At 72.3% G+C, this 21,870-nt stretch carries 19 protein-coding genes and 1 pseudogene; 11 read left to right on the forward strand and 9 right to left on the reverse strand.

Translation table 11 applies throughout. The features are described from left to right. Positions 1-19: 19 nt before the first annotated feature. Positions 20-1,324 (forward strand): UDP-N-acetylglucosamine 1-carboxyvinyltransferase, encoded by a 1,305-nt coding sequence (gene murA, locus ACXKR8_RS32810; RefSeq protein WP_458268195.1) that lies wholly within the window; start codon positions 20-22, stop codon positions 1,322-1,324. Between the two features lie 26 nt (positions 1,325-1,350). On the opposite strand, the gene ACXKR8_RS32815 is transcribed toward murA, so the two are convergent. Further along, complete coding sequence (locus ACXKR8_RS32815; protein ID WP_458268196.1) at positions 1,351-1,674, reverse strand: hypothetical protein; 324 nt, start codon at positions 1,672-1,674, stop codon at positions 1,351-1,353. Positions 1,675-1,828: 154 nt separating this feature from the next. Here ACXKR8_RS32815 and ACXKR8_RS32820 point away from each other — a divergent pair, with 154 nt between their 5' ends. The 3 genes from ACXKR8_RS32820 to ACXKR8_RS32830 all read left to right on the forward strand — a co-directional run bounded on the left by ACXKR8_RS32820 (position 1,829) and on the right by ACXKR8_RS32830 (position 5,752). Then, a complete protein-coding gene (locus tag ACXKR8_RS32820) occupies positions 1,829-2,683 on the forward strand; it encodes a 3-hydroxyacyl-CoA dehydrogenase family protein (protein ID WP_458268197.1) in 855 nt (284 codons plus the stop codon). A gap of 136 nt (positions 2,684-2,819) precedes the next feature. Further along, positions 2,820-3,155, forward strand: coding sequence for an STAS domain-containing protein (locus ACXKR8_RS32825; RefSeq protein ID WP_458268198.1), 336 nt, complete (start codon positions 2,820-2,822; stop codon positions 3,153-3,155). Between the two features lie 92 nt (positions 3,156-3,247). Further along, on the forward strand, positions 3,248-5,752 hold the full coding sequence (locus tag ACXKR8_RS32830) for an ATP-binding protein (protein WP_458268199.1): 2,505 nt from the start codon (positions 3,248-3,250) through the stop codon (positions 5,750-5,752). A gap of 27 nt (positions 5,753-5,779) precedes the next feature. Here the strand turns inward: ACXKR8_RS32830 and nucS are convergent, their stop codons facing one another. Then, entirely contained in the window at positions 5,780-6,439 is a 660-nt protein-coding gene (gene nucS, locus ACXKR8_RS32835) for an endonuclease NucS (RefSeq protein ID WP_458268200.1), read from the reverse strand. A 421-nt stretch (positions 6,440-6,860) separates the two neighbouring features. On the opposite strand from nucS, the gene ACXKR8_RS32840 reads away from it, so the two are divergent. Continuing rightward, entirely contained in the window at positions 6,861-7,253 is a 393-nt protein-coding gene (locus ACXKR8_RS32840) for an SCO5389 family protein (RefSeq protein WP_458268201.1), read from the forward strand. An 86-nt stretch (positions 7,254-7,339) separates the two neighbouring features. Here the strand turns inward: ACXKR8_RS32840 and ACXKR8_RS32845 are convergent, their stop codons facing one another. Then, positions 7,340-8,449: an LLM class flavin-dependent oxidoreductase gene (locus ACXKR8_RS32845; RefSeq protein WP_458275140.1), complete on the reverse strand. Its 1,110-nt coding sequence runs from the start codon at positions 8,447-8,449 to the stop codon at positions 7,340-7,342. Positions 8,450-8,819: 370 nt separating this feature from the next. Between ACXKR8_RS32845 and ACXKR8_RS32850 the strand changes: the two genes are divergently transcribed. After that, on the forward strand, positions 8,820-9,152 hold the full coding sequence (locus tag ACXKR8_RS32850; protein ID WP_458268202.1) for an ATP/GTP-binding protein: 333 nt from the start codon (positions 8,820-8,822) through the stop codon (positions 9,150-9,152). Between the two features lie 12 nt (positions 9,153-9,164). On the opposite strand, the gene ACXKR8_RS32855 is transcribed toward ACXKR8_RS32850, so the two are convergent. Continuing rightward, positions 9,165-9,932, reverse strand: coding sequence for an ABC transporter permease (locus ACXKR8_RS32855; protein ID WP_458268203.1), 768 nt, complete (start codon positions 9,930-9,932; stop codon positions 9,165-9,167). A gap of 1 nt (position 9,933) precedes the next feature. After that, positions 9,934-10,856: pseudogene (locus ACXKR8_RS32860) on the reverse strand (ATP-binding cassette domain-containing protein). A gap of 108 nt (positions 10,857-10,964) precedes the next feature. Between ACXKR8_RS32860 and ACXKR8_RS32865 the strand changes: the two are divergent. Beyond that, complete coding sequence (locus ACXKR8_RS32865; RefSeq protein WP_458268205.1) at positions 10,965-11,759, forward strand: alpha/beta fold hydrolase; 795 nt, start codon at positions 10,965-10,967, stop codon at positions 11,757-11,759. 66 nt (positions 11,760-11,825) lie between these two features. On the opposite strand, the gene ACXKR8_RS32870 is transcribed toward ACXKR8_RS32865, so the two are convergent. The 3 genes from ACXKR8_RS32870 to mce form a co-directional block, all read right to left on the reverse strand. Next, on the reverse strand, positions 11,826-12,761 hold the full coding sequence (locus tag ACXKR8_RS32870) for a coiled-coil domain-containing protein (protein ID WP_458268206.1): 936 nt from the start codon (positions 12,759-12,761) through the stop codon (positions 11,826-11,828). Between the two features lie 111 nt (positions 12,762-12,872). Further along, a complete protein-coding gene (locus tag ACXKR8_RS32875; RefSeq protein WP_458268207.1) occupies positions 12,873-17,006 on the reverse strand; it encodes a hypothetical protein in 4,134 nt (1,377 codons plus the stop codon). A 204-nt stretch (positions 17,007-17,210) separates the two neighbouring features. Beyond that, a complete protein-coding gene (gene mce, locus ACXKR8_RS32880) occupies positions 17,211-17,642 on the reverse strand; it encodes a methylmalonyl-CoA epimerase (protein ID WP_458268208.1) in 432 nt (143 codons plus the stop codon). A gap of 197 nt (positions 17,643-17,839) precedes the next feature. Here mce and ACXKR8_RS32885 point away from each other — a divergent pair, with 197 nt between their 5' ends. The 4 genes from ACXKR8_RS32885 (at position 17,840) to ACXKR8_RS32900 (ending at position 21,410) form a co-directional block, all read left to right on the forward strand. Further along, a complete protein-coding gene (locus ACXKR8_RS32885; RefSeq protein ID WP_458268209.1) occupies positions 17,840-19,018 on the forward strand; it encodes an acetyl-CoA C-acetyltransferase in 1,179 nt (392 codons plus the stop codon). A 241-nt stretch (positions 19,019-19,259) separates the two neighbouring features. Beyond that, the gene (gene meaB, locus ACXKR8_RS32890) at positions 19,260-20,192 is read left to right on the forward strand and encodes a methylmalonyl Co-A mutase-associated GTPase MeaB (protein ID WP_458268210.1); all 933 of its coding nucleotides are present in this window, start codon (positions 19,260-19,262) and stop codon (positions 20,190-20,192) included. Between the two features lie 97 nt (positions 20,193-20,289). Then, positions 20,290-20,697 (forward strand): hypothetical protein, encoded by a 408-nt coding sequence (locus ACXKR8_RS32895; RefSeq protein ID WP_458268211.1) that lies wholly within the window; start codon positions 20,290-20,292, stop codon positions 20,695-20,697. A 26-nt stretch (positions 20,698-20,723) separates the two neighbouring features. Next, the gene (locus ACXKR8_RS32900) at positions 20,724-21,410 is read left to right on the forward strand and encodes a TetR/AcrR family transcriptional regulator (protein WP_458268212.1); all 687 of its coding nucleotides are present in this window, start codon (positions 20,724-20,726) and stop codon (positions 21,408-21,410) included. Here ACXKR8_RS32900 and ACXKR8_RS32905 read toward each other — a convergent pair. Beyond that, positions 21,407-21,697 (reverse strand): SCO0607 family lipoprotein, encoded by a 291-nt coding sequence (locus ACXKR8_RS32905; protein WP_458268213.1) that lies wholly within the window; start codon positions 21,695-21,697, stop codon positions 21,407-21,409. The genes ACXKR8_RS32900 and ACXKR8_RS32905 overlap by 4 nt on opposite strands. Between the last annotated feature and the right edge of the window lie 173 nt (positions 21,698-21,870).

Consider the following 21,870-nt stretch of genomic DNA (forward strand, 5'->3'; position numbering starts at 1 on the left):
CACCCGTACGATGCCAAGAATGACGGAACGGTTGCGGGTGGTGGGCGGCGCGAGGCTCGCGGGACGGGTGCGCGTGCCCGGGGCGAAGAACAGCGCGTTGAAGCTGATGGCGGCCTCGCTGCTGGCGGAGGGTCAGACCCGGCTGGGGAACCTGCCGCGGATCCTCGACGTGGAGATCATGGCCGAGCTGCTGCGGCGGATGGGCTGCACGGTGGCGCTGGAGTGGTCCACCCTGCCCGGCCACCACAGCGGCACCGCGGTGATCGACGTGCCGGCCGTGCCGGGCCACGAGGCCGACTACGACCTGGTCCGGATGATGCGCGCGTCCATCGCCGTGCTGGGGCCGCTGCTGGCCCGCTGCGGTCAGGTGCGGGTGGCCCGTCCCGGCGGGGACGCGATCGGGTCGCGCGGCCTGGACATGCACATCGACGGGCTGACCAAGCTGGGCGCGGTGATCACCAATGAGCACGGCTTCCTGATCGCCTCCGCCCCCGGCGGGCTGACCGGGGCCTCGGTCGAGCTTGACTTCCCCAGCGTCGGCGCGACCGAGAACATCCTGATGGCGGCGGTGCTCGCGGAGGGCGCCACGGTGATCGACAACGCCGCGCGCGAGCCGGAGATCGTCGACCTGTGCCTGATGCTGCAGGCGATGGGGGCGAAGATCGGCGGGTCCGGCAGCTCCACCATCGAGGTGCAGGGCGTGCCGAAGCTGTCGCCGGTGGCCTATGAGACCGTCCCGGACCGGATCGTGGCCGGAACCTTCGCGGTGGCGGCGGCGATCACCCAGGGCGACATCACCGTGGAGCACGCCAGGGCCGAGCACCTGCGGATCGCCCTGGACAAGATCTCCGCCTGCGGGGCCGAGGTCAGCGCGGTGCCGGACGGCTTCCGGGTGGTGATGGACCGGCGGCCGAAGGCCGTGGACGTGGTGACCCTGCCGTACCCGGGCTTCGCCACCGACCTGCAGCCGCAGTTCGCCGCGCTGAACGCGGTGGCCGAGGGCGTCTCGATGATCACCGAGAACATCTTCGAGGCCCGCTTCGTCTTTCTGCAGGAGCTGGCCAGGCTCGGCGGCCAGGTGCGCACCGACGGCCACCACGCGGTGCTGCGCGGCGTCCCCCGGCTCTCCGGCGCTCCCGTCCAGGCGACCGACGTACGGGCCGGAGCGGGCCTGGTACTGGCCGGCCTGGTGGCCGAGGGAGTGACCCTGGTGTCCGAGATCCACCACATCGACCGGGGCTACGCCGGACTGGTCGAGCAGCTGAACGCGCTGGGCGCGGACGTCAGCAGGGAGCCCGACCCGGGCATCGGGCTGCTGCCGTAGGTCCGCAGCAGGGCCGTCAGCGGCCCTCAGGGCGCCGCCCCGGTGTCGCGGAGCAGCCTGCGGGCGCTGGGCGCGGAGTCCGGCCAGACCATCAGCCGCGTTCCGGCGGTGGTGTCGACCAGGGTGTGCCGGATGCCGGCCGCGTCCAGCAGGGCGGTCAGCCGGGTGCTCTCGGCGTCGTCGGCGGGCGCGGCGACCGCGACCAGCAGCCCGTACTCGTTCGGTGCCCCGCGCCGGGGCGTACGCGGTACCAGCGAGCGCCCCTTGCGCGGACTCCAGGTCCAGCGCAGCAGGGCCACCAGGATGCCCAGGACCACCACAGGGACCGCCAGTTGGATGACCGGTTCCATTCGTCCCACGATGCCGCCCCTCAGTTCACCTCTCATTATCGAGCGTGAGCTTCGCCACTGGAAGACGGCTTCCCGTCGCCCTGGAGGCATCCGCGACGTTAGATTCTCAAAGCAGGACAGCGTTGTCCCTCCCACACACGCAAGGGGTACCACCGTGGCCAAGCAGATCGCCGTGATCGGAGCCGGCCTGATGGGCTCCGGCATCGCCCAGGTCTCCGCCCAGGCGGGGTACCAGGTGGTGCTGCGCGATGTGACGGACGCGGCGCTGGACCGCGGGCTGGCCGGGATCCGCAGCTCCTACGAGCGCTTCACCGCCAAGGGCAAGCTCAGCGCCGAGGACGCCGAGGCGGCGCTGGCGCGGATCACCACCAGCACCGACCTGGACGCGGTGGCCGACGCCGACCTGGTGGTGGAGGCGGTGTTCGAGCAGCTGGAGGTCAAGCAGGAGCTGTTCCGGGCGCTGGACCGGATCGTGCGTCCCGGCGCGGTGCTGGCCACCAACACCTCGGCCATCCCGATCACCCACATCGCGGCGGTGACGGAGCGTCCGGAGTCCGTGGTGGGGGTGCACTTCTTCTCGCCGGTGCCGATGATGCAGCTCTGCGAGCTGGTGCGGGGCTACAAGACCAGCGACGAGACCCTGGCCGCCGCACGGGAGTTCGCCGAGGGCGTGGGCAAGACCTGCGTGGTGGTGAACCGCGACGTGGCCGGCTTCGTCACCACCCGGCTGATCTCCGCCCTGGTGGTGGAGGCGGTGAAGCTCTACGAGTCCGGGGTGGCTTCGGCGGAGGACATCGACACCGCCTGCCGGCTCGGCTTCGGCCATGCGATGGGCCCGCTCGCCACCGCCGACCTGACCGGGGTGGACATCCTGCTGCACGCCGCCAGGAACATCTACACCGAGACCCAGGACGAGAAGTTCGCGCCGCCGGAGATCATGGCCCGGATGGTGACCGCCGGGGATCTCGGCCGCAAGAGCGGTCAGGGTTTCTACAGTTACGAAAAGTAGTGCGAACCGAGAAGAAAAATACTCACCCGAAGGGGTGAATTCGCTCTCAATGTCGCCGTGGCCAGCAACCCCGACACCTGCTTCCGCGTCAGATGAGAGAAGCATCAGTTCAACAGCTATTCCATGGGGAGCGCGCATGCGGATCAGGGGTGACCACACCGGGCTCACCATCGAGGGGCGCCTCGACGTGCGCACCGCCGCCGACGCCCGCTCCGTGCTGCACCGGGCCGTCGACTACGGCTGCGGTGACCTGGTGCTCGACCTGTCGCTGCTGGACTCCTGGGACGCCACCGGGCTCGGCGTGATCATGGGCACCCACCGCAGGGCCGGGCGCGGCGGGCGGCGGCTGGTGCTGCGCGGCGTCCCGGCCCAGCTGCAGCGGCTGCTGGTGGCGACCAGGCTGCACCGGATCCTGGCGATCGAGGGCTATGTCCCCGAAGTCCCCGAAGCGGCGGTTTCCGCACCTTCGTAAGATGACTTTCCCATAACAGTATGGTCGGCCCCTCTCCCCCCGGGGCACCGCTTGCGGAAGAGTATGCGAAGCTCCGGGGGCGAAAGAGGATAATGAACCCACCCACTCTGGGCGAAGGCGACGGGGACGGCTCGGCCGACCGAATCCCCGACGGCACCGAGTCGCCGACACTCGCCCGAATAGCCCCGTCCGAATCCATCGCGAACCTGCCGGTTCGCCAGCGCGGCGCTGCCTCCGCCGAACTCGTCAGGGTCGCACCGGCCCCGCTGGAACTCCCGCAGGGCGAGACCGCCACCGACGGCAGCACCCGTACCGGAACCGTCGTCACCGGGGGGCTTCAGCTCGCCGTCAACGCCCCTGACGGCAGCACCGCCGCCGACTGCCCGCCCGGACTCCAGCCGCAGGCCACCCCGGCGCCCGCCGACCCGACCGTCCGCCCCCGGGTCGCCAGCGGCCTGCTGGAGCGCGACGCCCTGTGCGAGCGGCTGCGCGGACAGCTGCTGCAGGGCCGCTCGGTCCGGCTGATCGGCCCGCAGGGCTCCGGCCGCTCGGCCATCCTGGACGCCGTCGCCACCGCCTGCGCCGGGCTCGCCCCGGCCGGGGTGGTCCGGCTCACCGGCTACGCCCGGACCTCGGGCGACCTGCTGCAGGACCTGTTCAGCGCCACCCACCACGCCCCCGGCTACCGTCCGGGCCGCGGGCTGCTGCCCGAGCTGCTGCGCGAGCTGTGCGCCGTGGTCGTGGTCGACGACGTCGAGTTCAGCGGCGAGGCGCTGGAGGAGCTGCTCACGGCCGCTCCCGAGAGCGCCTTCCTGATCACCTCCAGCACCGCCTCCGCCACCCCGCTCGGCGCCAACTCGCCGGTCGCCGGACGGCTGGAGGACACCCGGCTGCCGGGACTCTCCCGGCAGTCCTCGCTGGCCCTGCTGGCCCGCCTGGCCGGACGCTCGCTGGACGAGACCGAGCGGGCCTGGGCGGTGGACCTGTGGTTCGAGTCCGAGGGCCTGCCGCTGCGCTTCGTCCAGGCCGCCGCGCTGCTGCGGCACCGGGAGACCGCGATCGAGGCCATGGCGGCCGGAGTGCCCGGCCCCGAGTGGGCCGGACCCGCGGCGCTCGAGGCCGGACCGTCCCGGGGGACCGCCGCCAGGGGGGAGCTGGTGCCGACCCGCCAGCCCGCCCCCGGCGGCTTCGAGGCCTACCTCAGCCAGCACGTCAGGGACGACGAGGCGCCGCTGGTCGACCCGGTGCCGCTGCCCTCGGTCGCCGAGAGCGCCGCGCCCGCGGTCAGGATCGCCCGCGGCCTCAGCGACGGCGGCCGGCGCACCCTGCGGCTCGCCACCGCGCTCGGCGGCGAGATCCCGAGCGCCCCGCACCTGCCCGCGCTGATCGACGTCGGCCACGGCGAGGAGGCGCTGGCCGAGCTGGTCGCGGCCGGCCTGGCCGCCCCCGTGGGCGCCCGGCACCACCGCCTGGTCGGCGGAGTGGCGGCGCTGCTCGCCGCCGAGTGGCCGACCGCCGACGCCACCCGGGACGCGGCCCAGCACTTCGCCTGGTGGACCGGCCACGCCTCGGTGACGGAGGATCAGATCGCGGCCGAGGCCGAGGTCCTGCTCGCCGTCATGCACGCGGACCGCGAGCAGGGACGGCACCACCAGGTGGTCCACCTGGCCCGCGCCTGCGCCCCGGCCTTCGCGCTGGGGCTGCGCTGGGGCGCTTGGGAGCGGTCGCTGCGCTTCGGCCTCGAGTCCGCCCGGGCGACCGCGGCGGTGGCCGAGGAGGCCTGGTTCCACCACGAGCTGGGTGTGCTGGCGCTCTGCGTCGGTGCGTACGACCGCTCGCGGGCCGAGCTGGAGGCCTCGGTGGCGCTGCGCGGCGCCCTCGGCGACGCCCGCGGCACCGCGACCGGACGGCGGGCGCTGAAGCAGCTGGAGCACATGGGCACGCTGCTGCCCGGACGCACCCTGGTCCTCGGCGGGCGGAGCGGTCCCGGACGGGGCGGGCTGCGCCGGGTGCTGCCGTTCAACCGGACCGACGACCCGCGGGCGTCGCGGCGTCAGATCGCGCTGGCGGCCGCCGGAGTGGTGCTGATGGGCGTGCTCGGCGCGGGCGTCGCGCTGGGCTTCGGCGCGTTCGAGAAGGCCGGCGCGGGCACCGGGATGACGGTCTCGCCCGCGGTGGGCGACACCGGCCCGGCCATCCCCGGGCCGACCGCCACCGGCAGCGCCGGGGTGGCGCCGGTCGGCGCCACCTCCTCGAGCGGCGGTCCGACCGGCACGGCGACCCCGTCCCACGGCTCCGACGGGCAGACCGCGCCCGGCGATCCCGGCGATCCGGGGAACGACCCGACCAGCCCCGGCCTCACCCCCTCGGCCACGGCCACGCCGCCGCCGAGCCACGGCACGACGCCGAGCAAGACGCCGAAGCCGACCAAGACCCACACCACCCCGCCACCGCCCCCGCCGACGACCCCGACGACTCCTCCGCCGACGGACTCGCCCACGCCGAGCCCCAGCACGAGCACCACCGACACCAGCTCGGCCAGCGCCCCGCTGCCCTCGTCGCAGCAGCCGGCACCCCCGGCGCCCCCGGTCGTCTGACCGCGGGCACCGGGGACCCGGTCCTGCTCAGAACAGCTTGAGCTTGTCGTCCTCGATCCCGCGCAGCCCGTCGTAGTCGAGCACCACGCAGCTGATGCCGCGGTCCAGGGCCAGCACCCGCGCCTGCGGCTTGATCTGCTGGGCGGCGAAGACCCCCTTCACCGGGGCTAGCAGCGTGTCCCGGTTCAGCAGCTCCAGGTAGCGGGTGAGCTGTTCCACCCCGTCGATGTCGCCGCGACGCTTGATCTCCACGGCGACGGTCGTCCCCGAGCCGTCCCGGCAGAGGATGTCGACCGGTCCGATCGCGGTCGGGTACTCGCGCCGGATCAGCGTCCAGCCTGCGCCGAGCACCTCCATCCGGTCCGCGAGCAGCTCCTGCAGGTGCGCTTCCACGCCATCTTTGATCAGTCCGGGATCGATCCCGAGTTCGTGCGAGGAGTCGAGCATGACCTCCTCCAAGGTGATGATGAGCTTCTCTCCGGCCTTGTTCTCGACCGTCCACTGCCCTTCGCCCTCCTTGAGGGTGCAGGGCGGGGACATCCAGTTGAGAGGCTTGTAGGCGCGGTCATCGGAGTGAATGGCGACGGAACCGTCGGATTTCACCAGGATGAGCCGCGGGGCGGACGGCAGGTGGGCGGTGAGCCGGCCTGCGTAGTCGACTGAGCAGCGGGCAATTACGAGACGCACGGCCGACCACGCTAGCCCACCGGGGCCATTCGGAGCGATTCGGCGGGGAAAGGCGTTACTCGGGATCCGTTTGGGCAGGGCCCGCGTTGGCTTTGTGAAAGGGCCACGGGGCGTACTCGGGACACTGCCGGTATGGCTTGTTCTGTACACGGTGTTCTGGTGCTCCTGTGCACGCTGGCCTACGGTGAGTCACAGGGTGTTGCGGAAGGGAGCCCCGGTGCCAACGACCGGTTCCTCCCGTACTGTTCGGCCGGATCTGGGCCGTATCGAGACGGAATACGTTGTTCCGCCCCAAGTACCCGTATCCCCTGGGACCCTGTTCCGTACGCCTCCTCCCTCCAGGGGGCGGTACAGCACCCTTCGCACAGCAGCACCACCTCAGAGGGCCGACCGGCTCTCGAGGCATGCGAGAGGAGAACCCATGTCGCTCGACGTCTCACCGGCCCTGCTCGAAAAGGCCGAGCGAGGCGAGGTCGACGAGAGGGAATTCGTCGACTGCGTCCGTACCTCCCTGCCCTACGCGTGGGCCCTGATCAGCTCGCTGGTCGCCCAGCAGAAGGTCGACAGCAGCGAGTTCGCCGACAACCAGGTACCGCCTCCTTCGGAGCAGGCCCGCGGCCAGTTGCTCCGCGCGATGGCGAGTGATGCGATCCGGGGATCGTTGGAGCGGCACTTCGGTGTCCGCCTGGCGTTCCAGAACTGCCACCGGGTTGCGGTGTTCCCGCCCGGCCCCGGCTCCGAGGTCAGGTACGCGCTCTTCACCTCGGTCCGCGCCCAACTCCTGAACCAGTCCGAGGTACTCAGGGACTGCTGAGGATCCGCGTCCACCCGCCGGCGGGTTCTCCCGACGTCGGCGGGGCGGCGCGGCTCAAGGCCTCGGACCAGGCCGGCGGGCACGGCTCAGGCCAGCAGCGGCAGCACCTCCGCCCCCAGCCGCTGCACATTGCGCAGCGTCAACTCCCGGTCCCCCGAGCCCTCCACCAGCAGGGCGAAGCGGCGCACCCCGGTCCGCTCGGCCGTCGCCGCCATCCGGTCGGCGCAGAGCTGGGGCGTCCCGACCGCGTGCAGGTCGCAGAGCAGCTCGGTGTACTCGTGCGGATCGCGCATCCTCCGCTCCCTCCCGTCCACCGTGCGGTGCGCGGAGAGGCCGTAGTGGAACCAGCCCGGCATGGACTTCAGCAGCACCCGGCGCGCCTCGGCGGCGCTGTCCTCGATCTGGGCCACGCCCGCGGCCATGTGCTCCGCCTCCACCTGTTCGATCTGCTCCTGGGTCCGCCCCGCCTCCCGGGCCGACTTGCGGTAGAGGGCGACCATGGCCGCCTTGTCGGCGTCGCCCGAGTGCATCCCCAGCAGCATCGGCACCCCGCGCTCGGCGGCCAGCCGGACCGTGTTCGGCGAGGTGCAGGCGACCAGCACCGGCGGCCCCTCGGTACCGGCGCCGGCGGCCGCCCCGGAGGCAGCTGCGCCGGAATACTCGGGGCCCTTGCTGCCGCCGGGCAGCGGCAGCGGCAGCGGGTGCTCGGTGGCCCGGGGGACCACGGCGACCTCGGGAAAGCTGTAGCGGGGGCCGGAGCCGCTGACCCGGGACGAGCGCAGCCAGCGCAGCAGCAGGTCCAGCGCCTCGGGGAAGCCGTTCTCGAAGGCCTCCACCCCGCCGCCGAACACGTCCAGATCCACCCAGGGGCCGCCGCGGCCCACGCCCAGGGTGAAGCGTCCGCCGGAGGTGAGGTGCAGCAGCGCGGCCTGCTCGCCCAGCGCCACCGGGTGCTGGGTCGGCAGCACGCTGACGGCGGTGCCGACCCTGATCCTGTTGGTGCGCCCGAGCAGCAGCGCGGCCAGGGTGGCGGCGGAGGGGCACACGCCGTAGGGCACGAAGTGGTGCTCGGCGAGCCAGACGCTGTCGAGGCCGGCCTGCTCGGCGGCGACCGCGGCGGACACCGCCCGGTCCAGTGCCTCCGCGTGGCCCTGGCCCGGGAACTGGGCGCAGAGCAGGAAGGCGCCGGTCCTGATCGGCCCCGCGCCACCGCCCACCACCAGCGGCGCGGGCCTGGGCACGGTACGGGGCGCGGCCCGCTGCCGGGGCACTCTGAGGCCGCTGCTGACGCTGCTACCGGCGCCGCTCTTTCTCGCCGAGATCCTGGTCCTGGCCGACATGGGAATCAACTCCTCGGTCCCGCGGGGAACTTCGGTCCCGCATCTCCCACTGGAGTAACTCATGTCATGTGCCGCTGGCACGCGAATTTGGGTCCGAGAGCCTGATTACGGGTGGAATTGGGGTCCGCCCCTGGAGGAACAAGGGATCTTGTGCTATTAGGAGTTCGAGCGACTCGGACCGTTACTCTGGAGGGGCACCAGCATCCTCGCCCACCAAGGGAGAAACGTGTCACCGCGCCGCAGTCGCCCCCGGGGGAGTGAGCCATCGGAACCGCGTTCGAGCGGTGGCGGCGGCTGGTTCAACGAGCAGACCGAGAGCTACCGCGGTGAGGACTGGAAGGTCCGCGGGGTGGCCGGCGACAGCGGCAAGTTCTACCGCTGCCCCGGCTGCGACCAGGAGATCCCGCCCGGCACCGGCCACCTGGTGGCCTGGCCGGTGAACGAGATGGGCGCGGTCGGCGGGGTGGACGACCGCAGGCACTGGCACCGGGCCTGCTGGAACGCCCGCGAGCGGCGCGGCCGGACGGTCCAGCGCGGCCGCAACGCCCCGCGCTACTGAGAGCGTGCGGCCTCAGGCGTCCCGCTGCCTGAGCAGCAGATAGCCGCCGGCCAGGCAGACCGCGACCCAGGCCAGGCAGACAAAGAAGCCGGCGATCGGCCCGTAGGGGGAGTCGGAGCTGCTGACCACCTGGGTCATCTGGGTGCCCGCGCTGTCCGGAAAGTAGTGGGCGACCGTCTTGACCTTGGGGACGGCGGCCAGGATCGGCGCGATCAGGAAGAAGAAGGGCATCAGCAGGCCCAGTGACAGCACCGGCTTGCGCAGCATGAAGCCCACGCCCAGCGACAGCAGCGCGATGAAGGTCATGTAGATCGCCAGCCCGAGCACCGCCCGGAGCACATGCGGGTCGCCCAGCGAGACCCCGTGGTCGCCGAGCAGGGCCTGGCCGAGGAAGAAGGTGGTGAAGCTGGTCAGCAGGGCCACCGGCAGCACCAGGGCCACCACCACGGCGGCCTTGGCCAGCAGCAGCGTGCCGCGCTGCGGAACCGCCGCCAGGGTGACCCGGATCATCCCGCTGCTGTACTCGTTGCCGACCACCAGCACCGCGAAGACGATCAGGGCCAGCTGACCCAGCAGGATGCCGCCGAAGGCGGTGGAGACCGGGTCGAAGGTCAGCTTGTCCTGGTCCGAGAGGTTGTTCCACTGGCTGTTGGAGACCAGGCTGATCACCGCGCCCAGCCCGACCGTGACCACGAACGCGGTCAGCAGGGTGATCACGGTGGACCTGACCGTCTTGATCTTCGTCCACTCGGAGAGCAGGACCGCTCCGGTGTTCGCCATCTCAGCTCTCCCTGGTCGGTGCGGGGCCGGTCCGGTACTCCACCGAGTCCGCCGTCATCTGCATGAACGCCTCCTCCAGCGAGGCCCGCTGCGGGCTGAGCTCGTGCAGCGCGATCCCGTGGTCCCTGGCCAGGTCGCCGATCCGGGCCGGGTCGCCGTCCATCACCTCGAAGCCCCGCCGGACAGCGGGGTGGCGCTGAGCCCGGCGCCGGCCAGCACGTCCAGCAGGGCCTCCGGCTGGGGCGTCCTGATCCGGACGAAGCCGTGCGAGTTCTGGCTGATGAAGTCGTTCATGGAGACATTGGCGAGCAGCCGGCCCCGGCCGATCACCACCAGGTGGTGGGCGGTCAGCGCCATCTCGCTCATCAGGTGCGAGGAGACGAACACCGTGCGCCCCTCCGCGGCCAGGGACTTCATCAGATTGCGGACCCAGAGGATGCCCTCCGGGTCCAGGCCGTTGACCGGCTCGTCGAACATCATGATCTGCGGGTCGCCCAGCATCGCCGCGGCGATGCCGAGACGCTGCCCCATGCCCAGCGAGAAGCCGCCGGAGCGGCGGGTGGCCACCTCGCGCAGGCCGACCAGGTCGAGCACCTCGTTCACCCGCGACGCCGGGATCCGGTTGCTCTGGGCCAGCCACAGCAGGTGGTTGTAGGCGGTGCGCCCCGGGTGGACGGCCTTGGCCTCCAGCAGCGCCCCGATGTACTTCAGCGGCTCGGGGAGCTGGTGGTAGCTCTTGCCGTCGATGGTGACCGAGCCGCTGGTGGGACGGTCCAGGTCGAGCATCATCCGCATGGTGGTGGACTTGCCGGCGCCGTTGGGACCGAGGAAGCCGGTGACCACGCCCTGCGGGATCCGGAAGCTGAGCCGGTCCACGGCGAGGGTCTCGCCGTACCGCTTGGTCAGGTCGTGGACCTCGATCATCGCCGCTCCTGGGGGTCTGGCCTGCCTCCGGCTCACTATCCGTCAGACTAGGACAAACCACCCGGTGTCGCCCTGTGGGTACCGCCGAGCGGCGCATACGCTGCAGCCATGACCGATCGAATCTCCGTACGTGAGGCCGGATCCGGCACCCCGCTGGTCCTGCTGCACGCCTTCCCGCTCTCCTCGCGGATGTGGCAGTCGCAACTGGACGAACTGCCGGGCCCGGACGGCACCGAGGCCCGGGTGCTCGCCGTCGACCTGCGCGGCTTCGGCGGAACCGAACTCGGCAGCGACGAGCCCTCGCTCGACCTGCTCGCCGACGACGTGGCGCTCCTGCTGGAGCGGGCCGGGATCGAACGGGCGGTCGTCGGCGGGCTCTCCATGGGCGGCTATGTGGCCATGGCGCTGGCCCGGCGCCACCCGGAACGACTGGCCGGGCTGCTGCTCGCGGACACCAAGGCCACCCCCGACACCGACCAGGCCAGGGCCAACCGGGAGCGGATCGCCGCCGCGGTGCTGGCCAGGGACAGCGTGCGGCTGCTGGTGGACGAGCAGACCCCGACGCCGCTGCTGGGCCCGACCACGGTCGCCGAGCGGCCCCGGCTGGTGGAGCGGCTGCGCTGGATGATCGAGCAGGCCAGCCCGCAGGCCGCGGCCTGGGCCCAGCGGGCGATGGCCGCCAGGCCCGGCTCCCTGGACGTGCTGGCCGGCGTCACCGTCCCGGCGCTGGTGCTGGTCGGCGAGGAGGACGTGATCACCCCGGTCGCCGACGCCGAGGCGATGGCGGCGGTGCTGCCGGACGCCCTGCTCACCGTCGTCCCCGGGGTGGGCCACCTCTCCGCCATGGAGGCGCCGGACACCTTCAACTGGGCGGTCAGGGGCCTGCTGGCGCGGGTGGGCTGAACACACGCCAGGGCCCCGGACCACCCGCGGCGGGTGGTCCGGGGCCCTGGCGGCACCTGGGAGGGGTCAGCGCGACTGCTGCGCCGGCACTCCGCGGGTGAGCGAGTCGTCGTCCGGCACCGTCGCCGCGGCGACGGCCGCACCGGTGAGGGTGGCCAGCATCTCGCGGACGTTGGTCAGCTGGGCGTTGATGCTGTCCCGACGGTTCGTCAGCGCGGCGAGCTCACGCTCGGACTCGCTGCGGATCCGGTCGGCCTTGGCGTTGGCGTCCGCGACGATGTCCTCGGACTGGCGCTGGGCCGTCTCCACCGTCTGACGGGCCCGGCGCTCGGCGTCGGTCCGCAGCTTCTCGGCTTCCAGACGGAGCTGCTCCGCGCGGTGCTCGATCTCCGCGAGGCGCTTCTCGGCCTTGGCCTGACGGGCCGCCAGATCCCGCTCGGACTGCTCCCGGCGCTTGGCCAGGTTGGTCTCGAAGTCGGCGGCTGCCTGCGCGGCCTTGGCGCGGGTCTCCTCGAAGAGGGCGTCGGCCTCCTCGCGCTTGTTCTGTGCGTCCTTGGTCGCCTCGGCGCGGAGCTGGGTCGAGTCGCTCTTCGCCTTGTCGACGATGCGCTGGCCCTCGTCCTCGGCCTTGGCCTTGCGGTCCTTGGCGTAGGTCTCGGCCTCGCTGCGGACCTGCTGCGCCGCGGCCTCAGCCAGCTCGCGGTGCTGCTCGGCGGCGCGACGCGCCTCCTCGCGAAGGTCCTTCGCCTCCTCCTCGGCCAGCCGCAGGATCTTCTCGACCCGCGCGCCGAGCCCCGCGTACGAGGGCTCCGCATCGGTGACCTGGGCCTGCGCGTTCTGGGTTTCGAGGTGGAGTTCCTCGATGCGCTTCTCGAGTGCGGTGATACGGGCGAGGGCGCTGTCCCGGTCTGCGACCAGCTTGCTGATGCGCTCGTCGACCTGAGCACGCTCGTACCCGCGGCGCACGGTGTCGAAGCCGTGCGGAGAGTGTGGATCGCTCATGGGGTGGAGTTCCTGTCGTATGCCCGGTGAGGTGTGGGGTGATTAGGCGAATCCTGGCACGGATTCGGAGTGTCATCGGTTGAAAGCCCGTGAAGAGTGGAGAATGTCCGCTCAATCGGGTGGTGTGGCGTCACCGTGCTTGCCCCCCAAACGGGTTGCCCCCGCTCTGGGCGCTCCCGCGCCGACGCCTGCCGGGGCCGCGCCCCGACCGCCACTGGTCCGGCTTCCGGTACTGCCCCCGTTGGTGCCGTTCGTCTTGCCCGATCCGGACCCTGGTGACGGAGCCTCGAAGGACTCCAGGGCCTGCAGCACATCCTGCACCCGGGCGATCTCGGTGTTGATGTCCTTCCTGCGACTGACGAGTTCGTCGAGTTCACGACGTCCCTCGTCGGTCATCCGCTGGGCCTCCGCCAGGGCCTCGTCGGTGAGCTGCTCCGCTTCCTCGCGGGCACGGGCCAGCTCGTCCTCCGCTGCCTTGGCGGCGTCCTTGCGGGTGCGCTCCGCGGCCTCCGCGGCGGCGGCGCGAAGCTGCTCCGCCTCCGCCTCGGCCGTGGCCAGGTGCTGTGAGGCTGCCGCCTCGCGTGCCTCCGCCTCGGCGGTGGACCCGCTGAGTTTCAGGTCCGCCTCCTTCAGCAGCCCCTCCGCCTTGCGGACGGCTGCCAGACGGACCTTGCTCGCCTCGGCGGAGGCGTCGGACTGCGTCTCCGCGGCCTCCCGCTCCGCCGCGGCGACAAGCTCTCCGGCCTTCTCCTCGGCGGCGGCGACGAGCGCGTCGGCCCGCTCCCGCGCCTCGGCGAGGGCCTGCGCGGCCTCCCGCTGGGACTCCTCGACCTGCTCGGTCGCGGCGGTCACCAGCTTGTCGACCCGCTCACCGGCCGTCTTCATCGCCTCGGCGGACTCCTTGCGGGCCCGCTCGTGCAGCGCGGTGGTCTCGGCGTCGGTACGGTCCCGCAGCTCCTCGGCCCGCTCGCGTATGGCGGTGGCGTCCCGGCGGGCCTCCACCAGCATCACGTCCGCGTCCGCGCGGGCCCGCTCGACCAGCGCGGTGCCCTCCGCCGCGCCCTCGCCGGCCAGCCGCTCGGCCTCCTTGCGGGCGGCCGAGACCATGGCGTCGGCCTGCTCCTCGGCGGCGGCGGTGGTGGCCAGCGCGGCGGTCTCGGCATCGCTGGTGACCGACTCGGCCAGTGCCTCGGCCTCGTCCACCACCCGCGCCGCCTCGGTCAGCGCGGCCGTCCGCACCGCCTCGGCCTCGGCCCGCAGCGCGGCGGCCTCGTCCCCGGCCCTGGCCAGCTCGGACTCGGCCTCGGCGCGGACCCGGGCGGCCTCGACCGAGGCCAGCTCGCGCACCTGGGCCACCTCGTTGGCGACGCTCTCCCGCAGCGCCGAGACCTCCGCCTCGGCGGTGGCGCGCAGCGAGCCCACCTCCGCGGCGGCCTCGTCCCGGGTCCGCCCGGCCTCGGCCGCGGCGGCCTCCCGCAGCTGCGCGGTCTCCCGCTCGGCGGTGGCCCGGAGCTGGGTGGTCTGGTTCTCCGCGGCCTCGTACATCCCGGCCACGGACTGCCTGACCTGCGCGGCCTCGTCCTCGGCGGTGGCCACGGCCAGGGCGGCGGCCCGCTCGGCCTCGGCCCTGACCCGGGCCGCCTCGGCGGTCGCCAGCTCGCGGACCTGCCCGGCCTCCTGCTCGGCCTGCTCGGCGGTCTGCCGCGCCTCCTGGCGCAGCCGCTCGGCCTCGGCCGTCGCGGCGGCCAGCAGCTCCTCGCGCTCGCCCGCACCGCGCTCCGCCTCCGCCTCGGCGCCGGTGAGCAGCCCGGCGGCCTGCTCGCGCAGCCGCCTGGCCTCGTCCCCGGCGGCCGTCCGCACGCCCTCGGCCTCGGCCTCCGCCTCGGCCCGCAGCTGCTCGGCCTCGGCCCTGGCCGCGCCCAGCAGCTCGCCACGCGCCTGCTCGGCCTGCGCGGTCTCCGCCGCGGCCTGCTCGCGCAGCCGCCGCGCCTCGGCCTCGGCCCCGGCGACCACACCGTCGGCCAGCTGCCGCGCGGCGATCCGGGCCTGCTCGCCCTCCTCGCCCAGCCGCCGCAGCTCGGCCTCGGCGGCGGCCAGCGCCTCCGCGGCGTCGCCGCGCATCCGCTGCGCCTCGGCGAACTCCGCCTCGACCTTGCCGGCCGAGTCCGTCCGCAGCGCCGCGACCTCGGCCGCGACCAGCTCCCGCAGCTCCACCGCGAACGCCTCGGCGGCGGCCAGCGCCTCCGCGGCGGCGGCCTCGTCGGCCTCGGCCGTGGTCCTGCGCCGCTCCAGCTCCTCGCCGGCCCGGGCGTAGTCCTGCCGGGCCTGCTCCTGCAGGGCGGCCGCCGCGGCCGCCGCCTCCCCGGTGCGCTCCGCGGCCAGCTGCTCGGCGGCCTGCAGCACCTGGTCGCGCTCCTGCGCGGCCGCCGCCAGCAGTTCCTCGCGCTCCTGCTCGGCGGCCGTCCGCCGGGCCTCGGCCGCCTCAGCGGCCTGCTCCACCCGCTCGGCGGCCGCCCGCTCGGCGGCCTCCACGATCTCCAGGCGCTCCCGCTCGGCCGCCGCGGCGGCCTCGTCCCGGGTCTGCTCCGCCCCCGCGCGCAGCCGCTCGGCCTCGGCCCTGGCCCGTGCCAGCACCGCCTCGGCCCGGCTCTGCACCTCGGTGACCTGCTCGTTCGCCCGCTCACGCAGCTTCGCCAGCTCGACCGCCGCGCCCCCACGCAGCTCGTCCGCGTCGGTCTTGGCGCGGACCAGCAGCTCCTCCGCGGTCTTGGCGGCCTCCTCGATCTGGGTTATGGCCTGCCGCCTGGCCTCGCCGAGCCGGTCGTTGCGCTCCCGCTCGGCCTCGGCGCGCAGCTCCTCGGCCTCGGCCCGCAGCCGGGCGGCCTCGTCCTGGTGCGACTGGATCTCGTCCAGCGCGCTGCCCTGGGCCTGCTCGACCCCGGCCCGGCTCTCCGCCCGCAGCCGTTCCACCTCGGCCCTGGCCTCGGCCCTGATCCGCTCCGCCTCCTCGGCGGCGGCGGCCCTGGTCTCCTCCGCCTCGCGGGTGGCCCGGGCCAGCACGTCCTCCGCGGTCCTGGCGGCCTTCGCCAGGTGCACCGTCGCGCTCGCGGCACCCTCGGTACGCCCGGACTCCTCCGCCTCGCGGCGCAGCGTCTCGGCGGCCTCCTCGGCCTCCGCCCGGAGCCGCTCGACCTCGGCCTGCGCCTCCTCCAGCAGCTGCGCGGCCTCCGCCCTGACCTGCTCGGCCCGGGCCTTGACCTGCTCGGCCTCCCGGGTCGCGGTGGCGACCATCCGGGCGACCTCGGACTTCGCGGTGGCGGTCCGCTGCTCACCGGACGCGGCGACCTCGGCCATCCGCTTCTCGGCCGCCGCCTCGGCGTCGGCCTGCAGCTGCTCGGCGGCGGTCTCGGCCGCCGCCCGCAGCTCCTCCGCCTCGCGCCGGAACCGCTCGGCCGCGGCCTGCTGCTCCTCCGCGGCCCGGCGCAGCGCGTCCATCTCCGCCTGGGCCTGCTGCAGCTGCTCGCCGACCTCGCTGTGCGCGGACAGCTTCACGCGCTCGGCGGACTCGGTGGCGTCGTGCGCCTGCGCGGCGGCGGCGGTCAGCAGCCGCTCGGCCTCGGCCCTGGCCCGCTGCAGCACCTGGTCCGCCTCGGCCCGGGTGGACTCGACGTCCGCCGCGACCTGCGAGGTCGCCTGCTCGGACACGGCCATCGCCTCGGCCCTGGCCGAGGCCAGCAGCCGCTCCGCCTCGACCCTGGACTCCTCCAGGACCCGCCGGGCCTGCTCCTCGGTCCCGGCCCTGGTCTGCTCCGCCCAGGACACGTTCTCGTTGACGTGCCGCTCGGCGCTGCGCCGCAGCTCGGCCAGCTCGTTCTCCAGCTGCCTGCGCCGGTTCTCGGCCTCCGCCTGCCACTCGGCCTGCACCCGGGCCGACCGCTCCGCGGTCTCCTGCATCACCCGCTGGGTGGCGTTCTGGGCCTCGATCCGCATCCGCTCGGCATCGGCCCTGAGCTGCTCCGCCTGCATCTCCGCGGTCCGCAGGATCTGCTCGGCCTGCCCGGAAACGGAATCGAACGCGCGTGGCTGGGCGAGCTGCCGACGTGACTCGTGCAGCTTCGCCCGGAGAACCTCCACCTGGTAGGCGAGGTCCTCGGCGTGTGTGACGGCCTTCTCCCGCTCCGTGCGCAGCCGATCCATCTCGGCTTCGAACTTGGAGAGGTGATCGTCAGCCTCGTAGCCCCGCACTCCGCGGTCCCATCCGTCTCCTGGTCGGGTCGCCACCGCACGGCACTACGCCGTCCGAGTGAGCTCCTTGATGTCATCGTGCCTCAGGGAGACATGGTGTCAGATCCCAGGGGCAATGAATCCCCCTCCCCCCGCACAGAGGCACCGGCGCATTTTCTCACGTCACCGGCCTGATGCGCAGGGGGGTGGGCCCGCTTTCTGTTGTTACCCGTGAGTCGCCGCCGAGGTGACCAGCTCGGTCAGCACCCCGCCGCAGTCCTTGGGGTGCAGGAAGGTGATCCGCGACCCCATCGACCCGACCCGCGGCTCCTCGTACAGCACCCGGACGCCCTTCTCCCGGATCGCCGCCGCGTCCCCGTCCACATCCGCCGTGCCGAAGGCCACGTGATGCACGCCCTCGCCGTTCTTCGCCAGCCACTTGCCCACCGCGGAGTCCTCCCGGGTGGGCTCCAGCAGCTGCAGGTACGAGGCGCCGCCGTCGCCGGTGTCATTGATCTTCAGCATGGCCTCGCGCACCCCCTGCTCCTCGTTGACCTCGGTGTGGAACACCTCGAACCCGTAGGTGGCCCTATAGAACTCCACCGTCCGGTCCAGGTCGAAACAGGCGATACCAATGTGGTCGATCCGCGTCAGCACGATTCTCCTCCAGAGGGGTTGCCTCCAGTGCACCGCAAACCGGCTGCCGGCGAAACCCGCCCCCACCGTGCCCGTGATCACACCGGCGGCGGCGTGACGACGACGTTACGCATCAGTACATTGGGGCAAAACCCTGGACCGCAGTGACCGTGGCAGCGCCGCGCCCAGACCTCATCGCAGCAAAGGGGCTACGAAGAATGAGCAACGTGATCGTCGCAGGCGCGCGCACCCCCATGGGCCGCCTCCTCGGCTCCCTCAAGGGCTTCTCCGGCGCGGACCTCGGCGGCATCGCCATCAAGGAGGCCCTCGTCCGCGCGGGCATCACCGGCGACCAGGTCCAGTACGTGATCATGGGCCAGGTGCTGCAGGCCGGCGCGGGCCAGATTCCCGCCCGCCAGGCGGCCGTCAAGGCCGGCATCCCGATGAGCGTCCCCGCCCTCACCATCAACAAGGTCTGCCTCTCCGGCCTGGACGCGATCGCGCTGGCCGACCAGCTGATCCGCGCGGGCGAGTTCGACATCATCGTGGCCGGCGGCCAGGAGTCGATGACCAACGCCCCGCATCTTCTTCCCAAGTCGCGCGAGGGCCACAAGTACGGCGCGATCGAGCTCCTGGACGCGATGGCCTATGACGGCCTGACCGACGCCTTCGAGGGGATTCCCATGGGGGAGTCCACGGAGGTGCACAACACCCGTCTCGGCATTGGTCGCATTGAGCAGGACGAGATCGCAGCCCGCTCGCACCATCTCGCTGCTGCCGCCGCCAAGAACGGCGTCTTCGACGCCGAGATCGTTCCGGTGGAGATTCCGCAGCGGCGGGGTGAGCCGGTGATCTTCAGTACTGACGAGGGCATCCGGGCGGAGACCACGGTGGAGTCCCTCGCCAAGCTGCGTCCGGCCTTCACTCGGGACGGCACGATCACGGCCGGCTCGGCCTCGCAGATCTCCGACGGGGCGGCGGCGGTCGTGGTCATGAGCAAGGCCAAGGCGGAGGAGCTGGGGCTCACGTGGCTCGCCGAGATCGGCGCACACGGGAATGTCGCGGGCCCGGACAACTCGCTGCAGTCGCAGCCTTCCAACGCGATTCTCGCTGCTTTGGCGAAGGACGGTCTGACCGTGGACGATCTCGACCTGGTCGAGATCAACGAGGCGTTCGCGGCGGTGGCTGTTCAGTCGGTCAAGGACCTGGGGATTTCCCTCGACAAGGTGAATGTCAACGGCGGGGCGATTGCGCTGGGGCACCCGATCGGGATGTCGGGGGCGCGGCTGGTTCTTTCACTCGCCCTTGAGCTGAAGCGGCGGGGGGGTGGCCTCGGCGCTGCTGCCTTGTGCGGCGGCGGGGGTCAGGGAGACGCGTTGCTGGTGCGCGTTCCTTAGCCTGCGGCGCGGGTGGGTGCGCGGCAGCGGGGGCGGGTCGGAACGGGGAAGTCGCTCTGGGGCCTGCTGCGAAACGGGTGCAGTTCGTCGAGGTGCCTTTATTTCGCCGCTCGCACCCGTTTCTCGCTTTGACGGCCCCTGCCGCGACCACCCCGCCCCGTCCCACCCCCTCCCGTGCGGGGGTGGGGAAAAACGGGGCTGAGTTCGCCGTAGTTCTGGCTCCGTATGGGAGATTGCTGGGATGGACGTAGGGACGCTGGTCGAGCAGGCGCGGGACGGGCGGCCGCGGGCGGTCGCCCGGTTGATCTCCCTGGTGGAGGCGGCGTCGCCGCAGCTGCGGGAGGTCATGGCGGTGCTGGCGCCGCTGACTGGGAACGCCTATGTGGTCGGGCTCACCGGCTCGCCGGGAGTCGGTAAGTCGACCACGACCTCTGCGTTGGTCACTGCGTACCGCAAAGCGGAGAAGCGGGTCGGGGTGCTGGCAGTCGACCCCTCCTCGCCGTTCTCCGGCGGAGCGCTGCTCGGTGACCGGGTGCGGATGCAGGACCATGCGACCGACCCTGGGGTCTACATCCGCTCGATGGCCACCAGGGGGCACCTCGGGGGCCTCGCTTGGGCCGCGCCGCAGGCGATTCGGGTGCTGGATGCCGCGGGTTGCGATGTGGTCCTGGTGGAGACGGTGGGGGTGGGTCAGTCCGAGGTGGAGGTCGCGGCTCAGGCCGACACCACGGTGGTGCTGCTCGCCCCCGGGATGGGGGACGGGATCCAGGCCGCGAAGGCGGGGATCCTGGAGATCGGCGACGTCTATGTCGTCAACAAGGCCGACCGCGACGGCGCGGACGCCACCGCGCGGGAACTCAACCACATGCTGGGGCTGGGGGAGTCCCGTCTGCCGGGGGCCTGGCGGCCGCCGACCGTCAAGACCGTGGCTGCCAAGGGCCAGGGGATCGACGAGCTGGTCGAGGCCCTCGAAAAGCACCGGGCCTGGATGGACGAGCACGACCAGCTGATCCGGCGCAGGACGCGCCGCGCGGCCCAGGAGATTCAGACCCTGGCGGTCACCACCCTGCGCCAGCGGATCTCCGCCCAGCGCCTGGACGACCTGGCGGCGAGGGTCGCCTGCGGCGAGCTGGATCCCTACACGGCAGCGGACGAGCTGATCGCCTCTCTCTGAAGAGAGAACACTGTTCTTGACTTTGTCCGGAGGGCGGAGCATTGTCTCTCTCAAGAGAGAACAGTGTTCTCGCTTCCTCCTCTCAAAGGACCCTGTCGTGACAACCATGACCGTCACTCCGTCCCTGCGTTGGGACCACCTCGGCCGCGGGCTGATGGCCCTCAACTCCATAGTCACCTTCGTGGTGTTCATCCACGGGTTCTTCCTGATGGCGGCCGCGAGCGACGACCGGATGATGGTGGAGGGCTGGCGAACCTTCGGATACCTGGTGTTCAGCGCGATGTGGGCGATGCTCGCCTACCGGCCGCGTCTGGTGCCGGCGATCTGGGAGTTGGTGATCTTCCACAAGGTGGCGTGCACGGTGCTCGCCTTCACCATCCTGAACACCACCGAGGGCAAGCAGTCCTCGGTCACCGACACCTCGGTCGCGGCGCTCACGATCTTCGCGTACATCGTCTGCCGCGGGTGGGAGTCCTGGCGGGTCATCACGCGGGAAGTACTGTAGGCCCGACAGGGAAAGAGGGTGGATGCATGGTCACCGCACGGCAAGTGGCACGCGAGCAGATGATGCGTGACATCGTGCGCGTGGGACGCGAGCATCTGGCGAAAGTACTGCCGGCCGACCTGTCCCTCCGCGCCGTGGCCCGGGACATCGGCGTGGTGCCCTCAGCGCTCTACCGCTACGTCAAAGACCGCGAAGCGCTGATCACCCTGCTGATCGTGGACGCGTACGACGAACTCGCCGACGAGGTCGACGGGGCGCTCGCGGCGGCGTCGAAGCTGTCGCACCGCAAGCGGCTTGAAGTGGCCGTACTCGCGGCTCGCGCCTGGGCCGTCCGGGAACCGTCCAGATTCGCCCTGCTCTACGGCACACCGGTGCCCGGTTATACGGCTCCCGCTGACCAGACCGTGGCGCCGGGCACCCGATTTGCCCTCACGCTCGCCGGACTCGTGGAAGACGCTTGGCGAGCGGGCGAGTTGAGAACGGTCGAGGCGCCGCTCCATCCGACCGTCCGCGCCGACATGGCGCGCCTGCGGGAGAGCTTCGGCTTCGAGATGCCCGTAGGCAACGTCTTCCGGGCCTACGGTCTGTGGTCCGCGGTCATCGGCGCCGTACTCTTCGACGCCTTCGGCCACTACGCGGCGGACACCCTGAGCGATCCCGAAGAGTTCCTCCGCGCCCACACCGACAGCCTCGCCGACGCGGTCGGCCTCTAGTTCCGGACGAGCTTGCCGTTCGCGTCCAGGGCATGGCTTCCCCAGTAGGTGTCCCACGTGTCGTCCACGTGCTGCGGGACCTGGCCCGCGGGGTAGCGGACGTAACCGCTGGGGGGCTGCGCCCCATTGTCGACGCACGCGCCGCCGCCGGAAGACCCGATGGGCGCGACCGGGTACTCACTGGAACGGCAGATGTGGTCCCGGGTGTCGATGGAGCAGCCCGCAGAGACGCTGACCGCGGCCCCCGCCACGAGCAGCGCGAGGGTTCGGCGGAGGCCGTCCCGCATGGTGTGATCTCCTCTGATCGGTAGGACCGATTCTGCGGTGAGGGGATCAGACGATCATCCGCGCTGCTACTCAGCTCATCCTGAGTACCCGACGGTAGGTACTCAGGGCTACGGCGAACTCAGCCCCGTTTTTCCCCACCCCCGCACGGGAGGGGGTGGGACGGGGCGGGGTG

The sequence above is a fragment of the Streptacidiphilus sp. PAMC 29251 genome, from assembly GCF_054208735.2.

What these genes read in the sequence shown, in the direction of transcription:
- ACXKR8_RS32865 (WP_458268205.1), top strand. Translation starts at nt 10,965, where the DNA reads ATGACCGATCGAATCTCCGTACGTGAGGCCGGATCCGGCACCCCGCTG.
- ACXKR8_RS32840 (WP_458268201.1), top strand. Translation starts at nt 6,861, where the DNA reads ATGTCGCTCGACGTCTCACCGGCCCTGCTCGAAAAGGCCGAGCGAGGC.
- murA (WP_458268195.1), top strand. Translation starts at nt 20, where the DNA reads ATGACGGAACGGTTGCGGGTGGTGGGCGGCGCGAGGCTCGCGGGACGG.
- ACXKR8_RS32870 (WP_458268206.1), bottom strand. Translation starts at nt 12,761, where the DNA reads ATGAGCGATCCACACTCTCCGCACGGCTTCGACACCGTGCGCCGCGGG.
- ACXKR8_RS32885 (WP_458268209.1), top strand. Translation starts at nt 17,840, where the DNA reads ATGAGCAACGTGATCGTCGCAGGCGCGCGCACCCCCATGGGCCGCCTC.
- ACXKR8_RS32830 (WP_458268199.1), top strand. Translation starts at nt 3,248, where the DNA reads ATGAACCCACCCACTCTGGGCGAAGGCGACGGGGACGGCTCGGCCGAC.
- ACXKR8_RS32815 (WP_458268196.1), bottom strand. Translation starts at nt 1,674, where the DNA reads ATGGAACCGGTCATCCAACTGGCGGTCCCTGTGGTGGTCCTGGGCATC.
- ACXKR8_RS32900 (WP_458268212.1), top strand. Translation starts at nt 20,724, where the DNA reads ATGGTCACCGCACGGCAAGTGGCACGCGAGCAGATGATGCGTGACATC.
- ACXKR8_RS32855 (WP_458268203.1), bottom strand. Translation starts at nt 9,932, where the DNA reads ATGGCGAACACCGGAGCGGTCCTGCTCTCCGAGTGGACGAAGATCAAG.
- ACXKR8_RS32905 (WP_458268213.1), bottom strand. Translation starts at nt 21,697, where the DNA reads ATGCGGGACGGCCTCCGCCGAACCCTCGCGCTGCTCGTGGCGGGGGCC.
- meaB (WP_458268210.1), top strand. Translation starts at nt 19,260, where the DNA reads ATGGACGTAGGGACGCTGGTCGAGCAGGCGCGGGACGGGCGGCCGCGG.
- ACXKR8_RS32825 (WP_458268198.1), top strand. Translation starts at nt 2,820, where the DNA reads ATGCGGATCAGGGGTGACCACACCGGGCTCACCATCGAGGGGCGCCTC.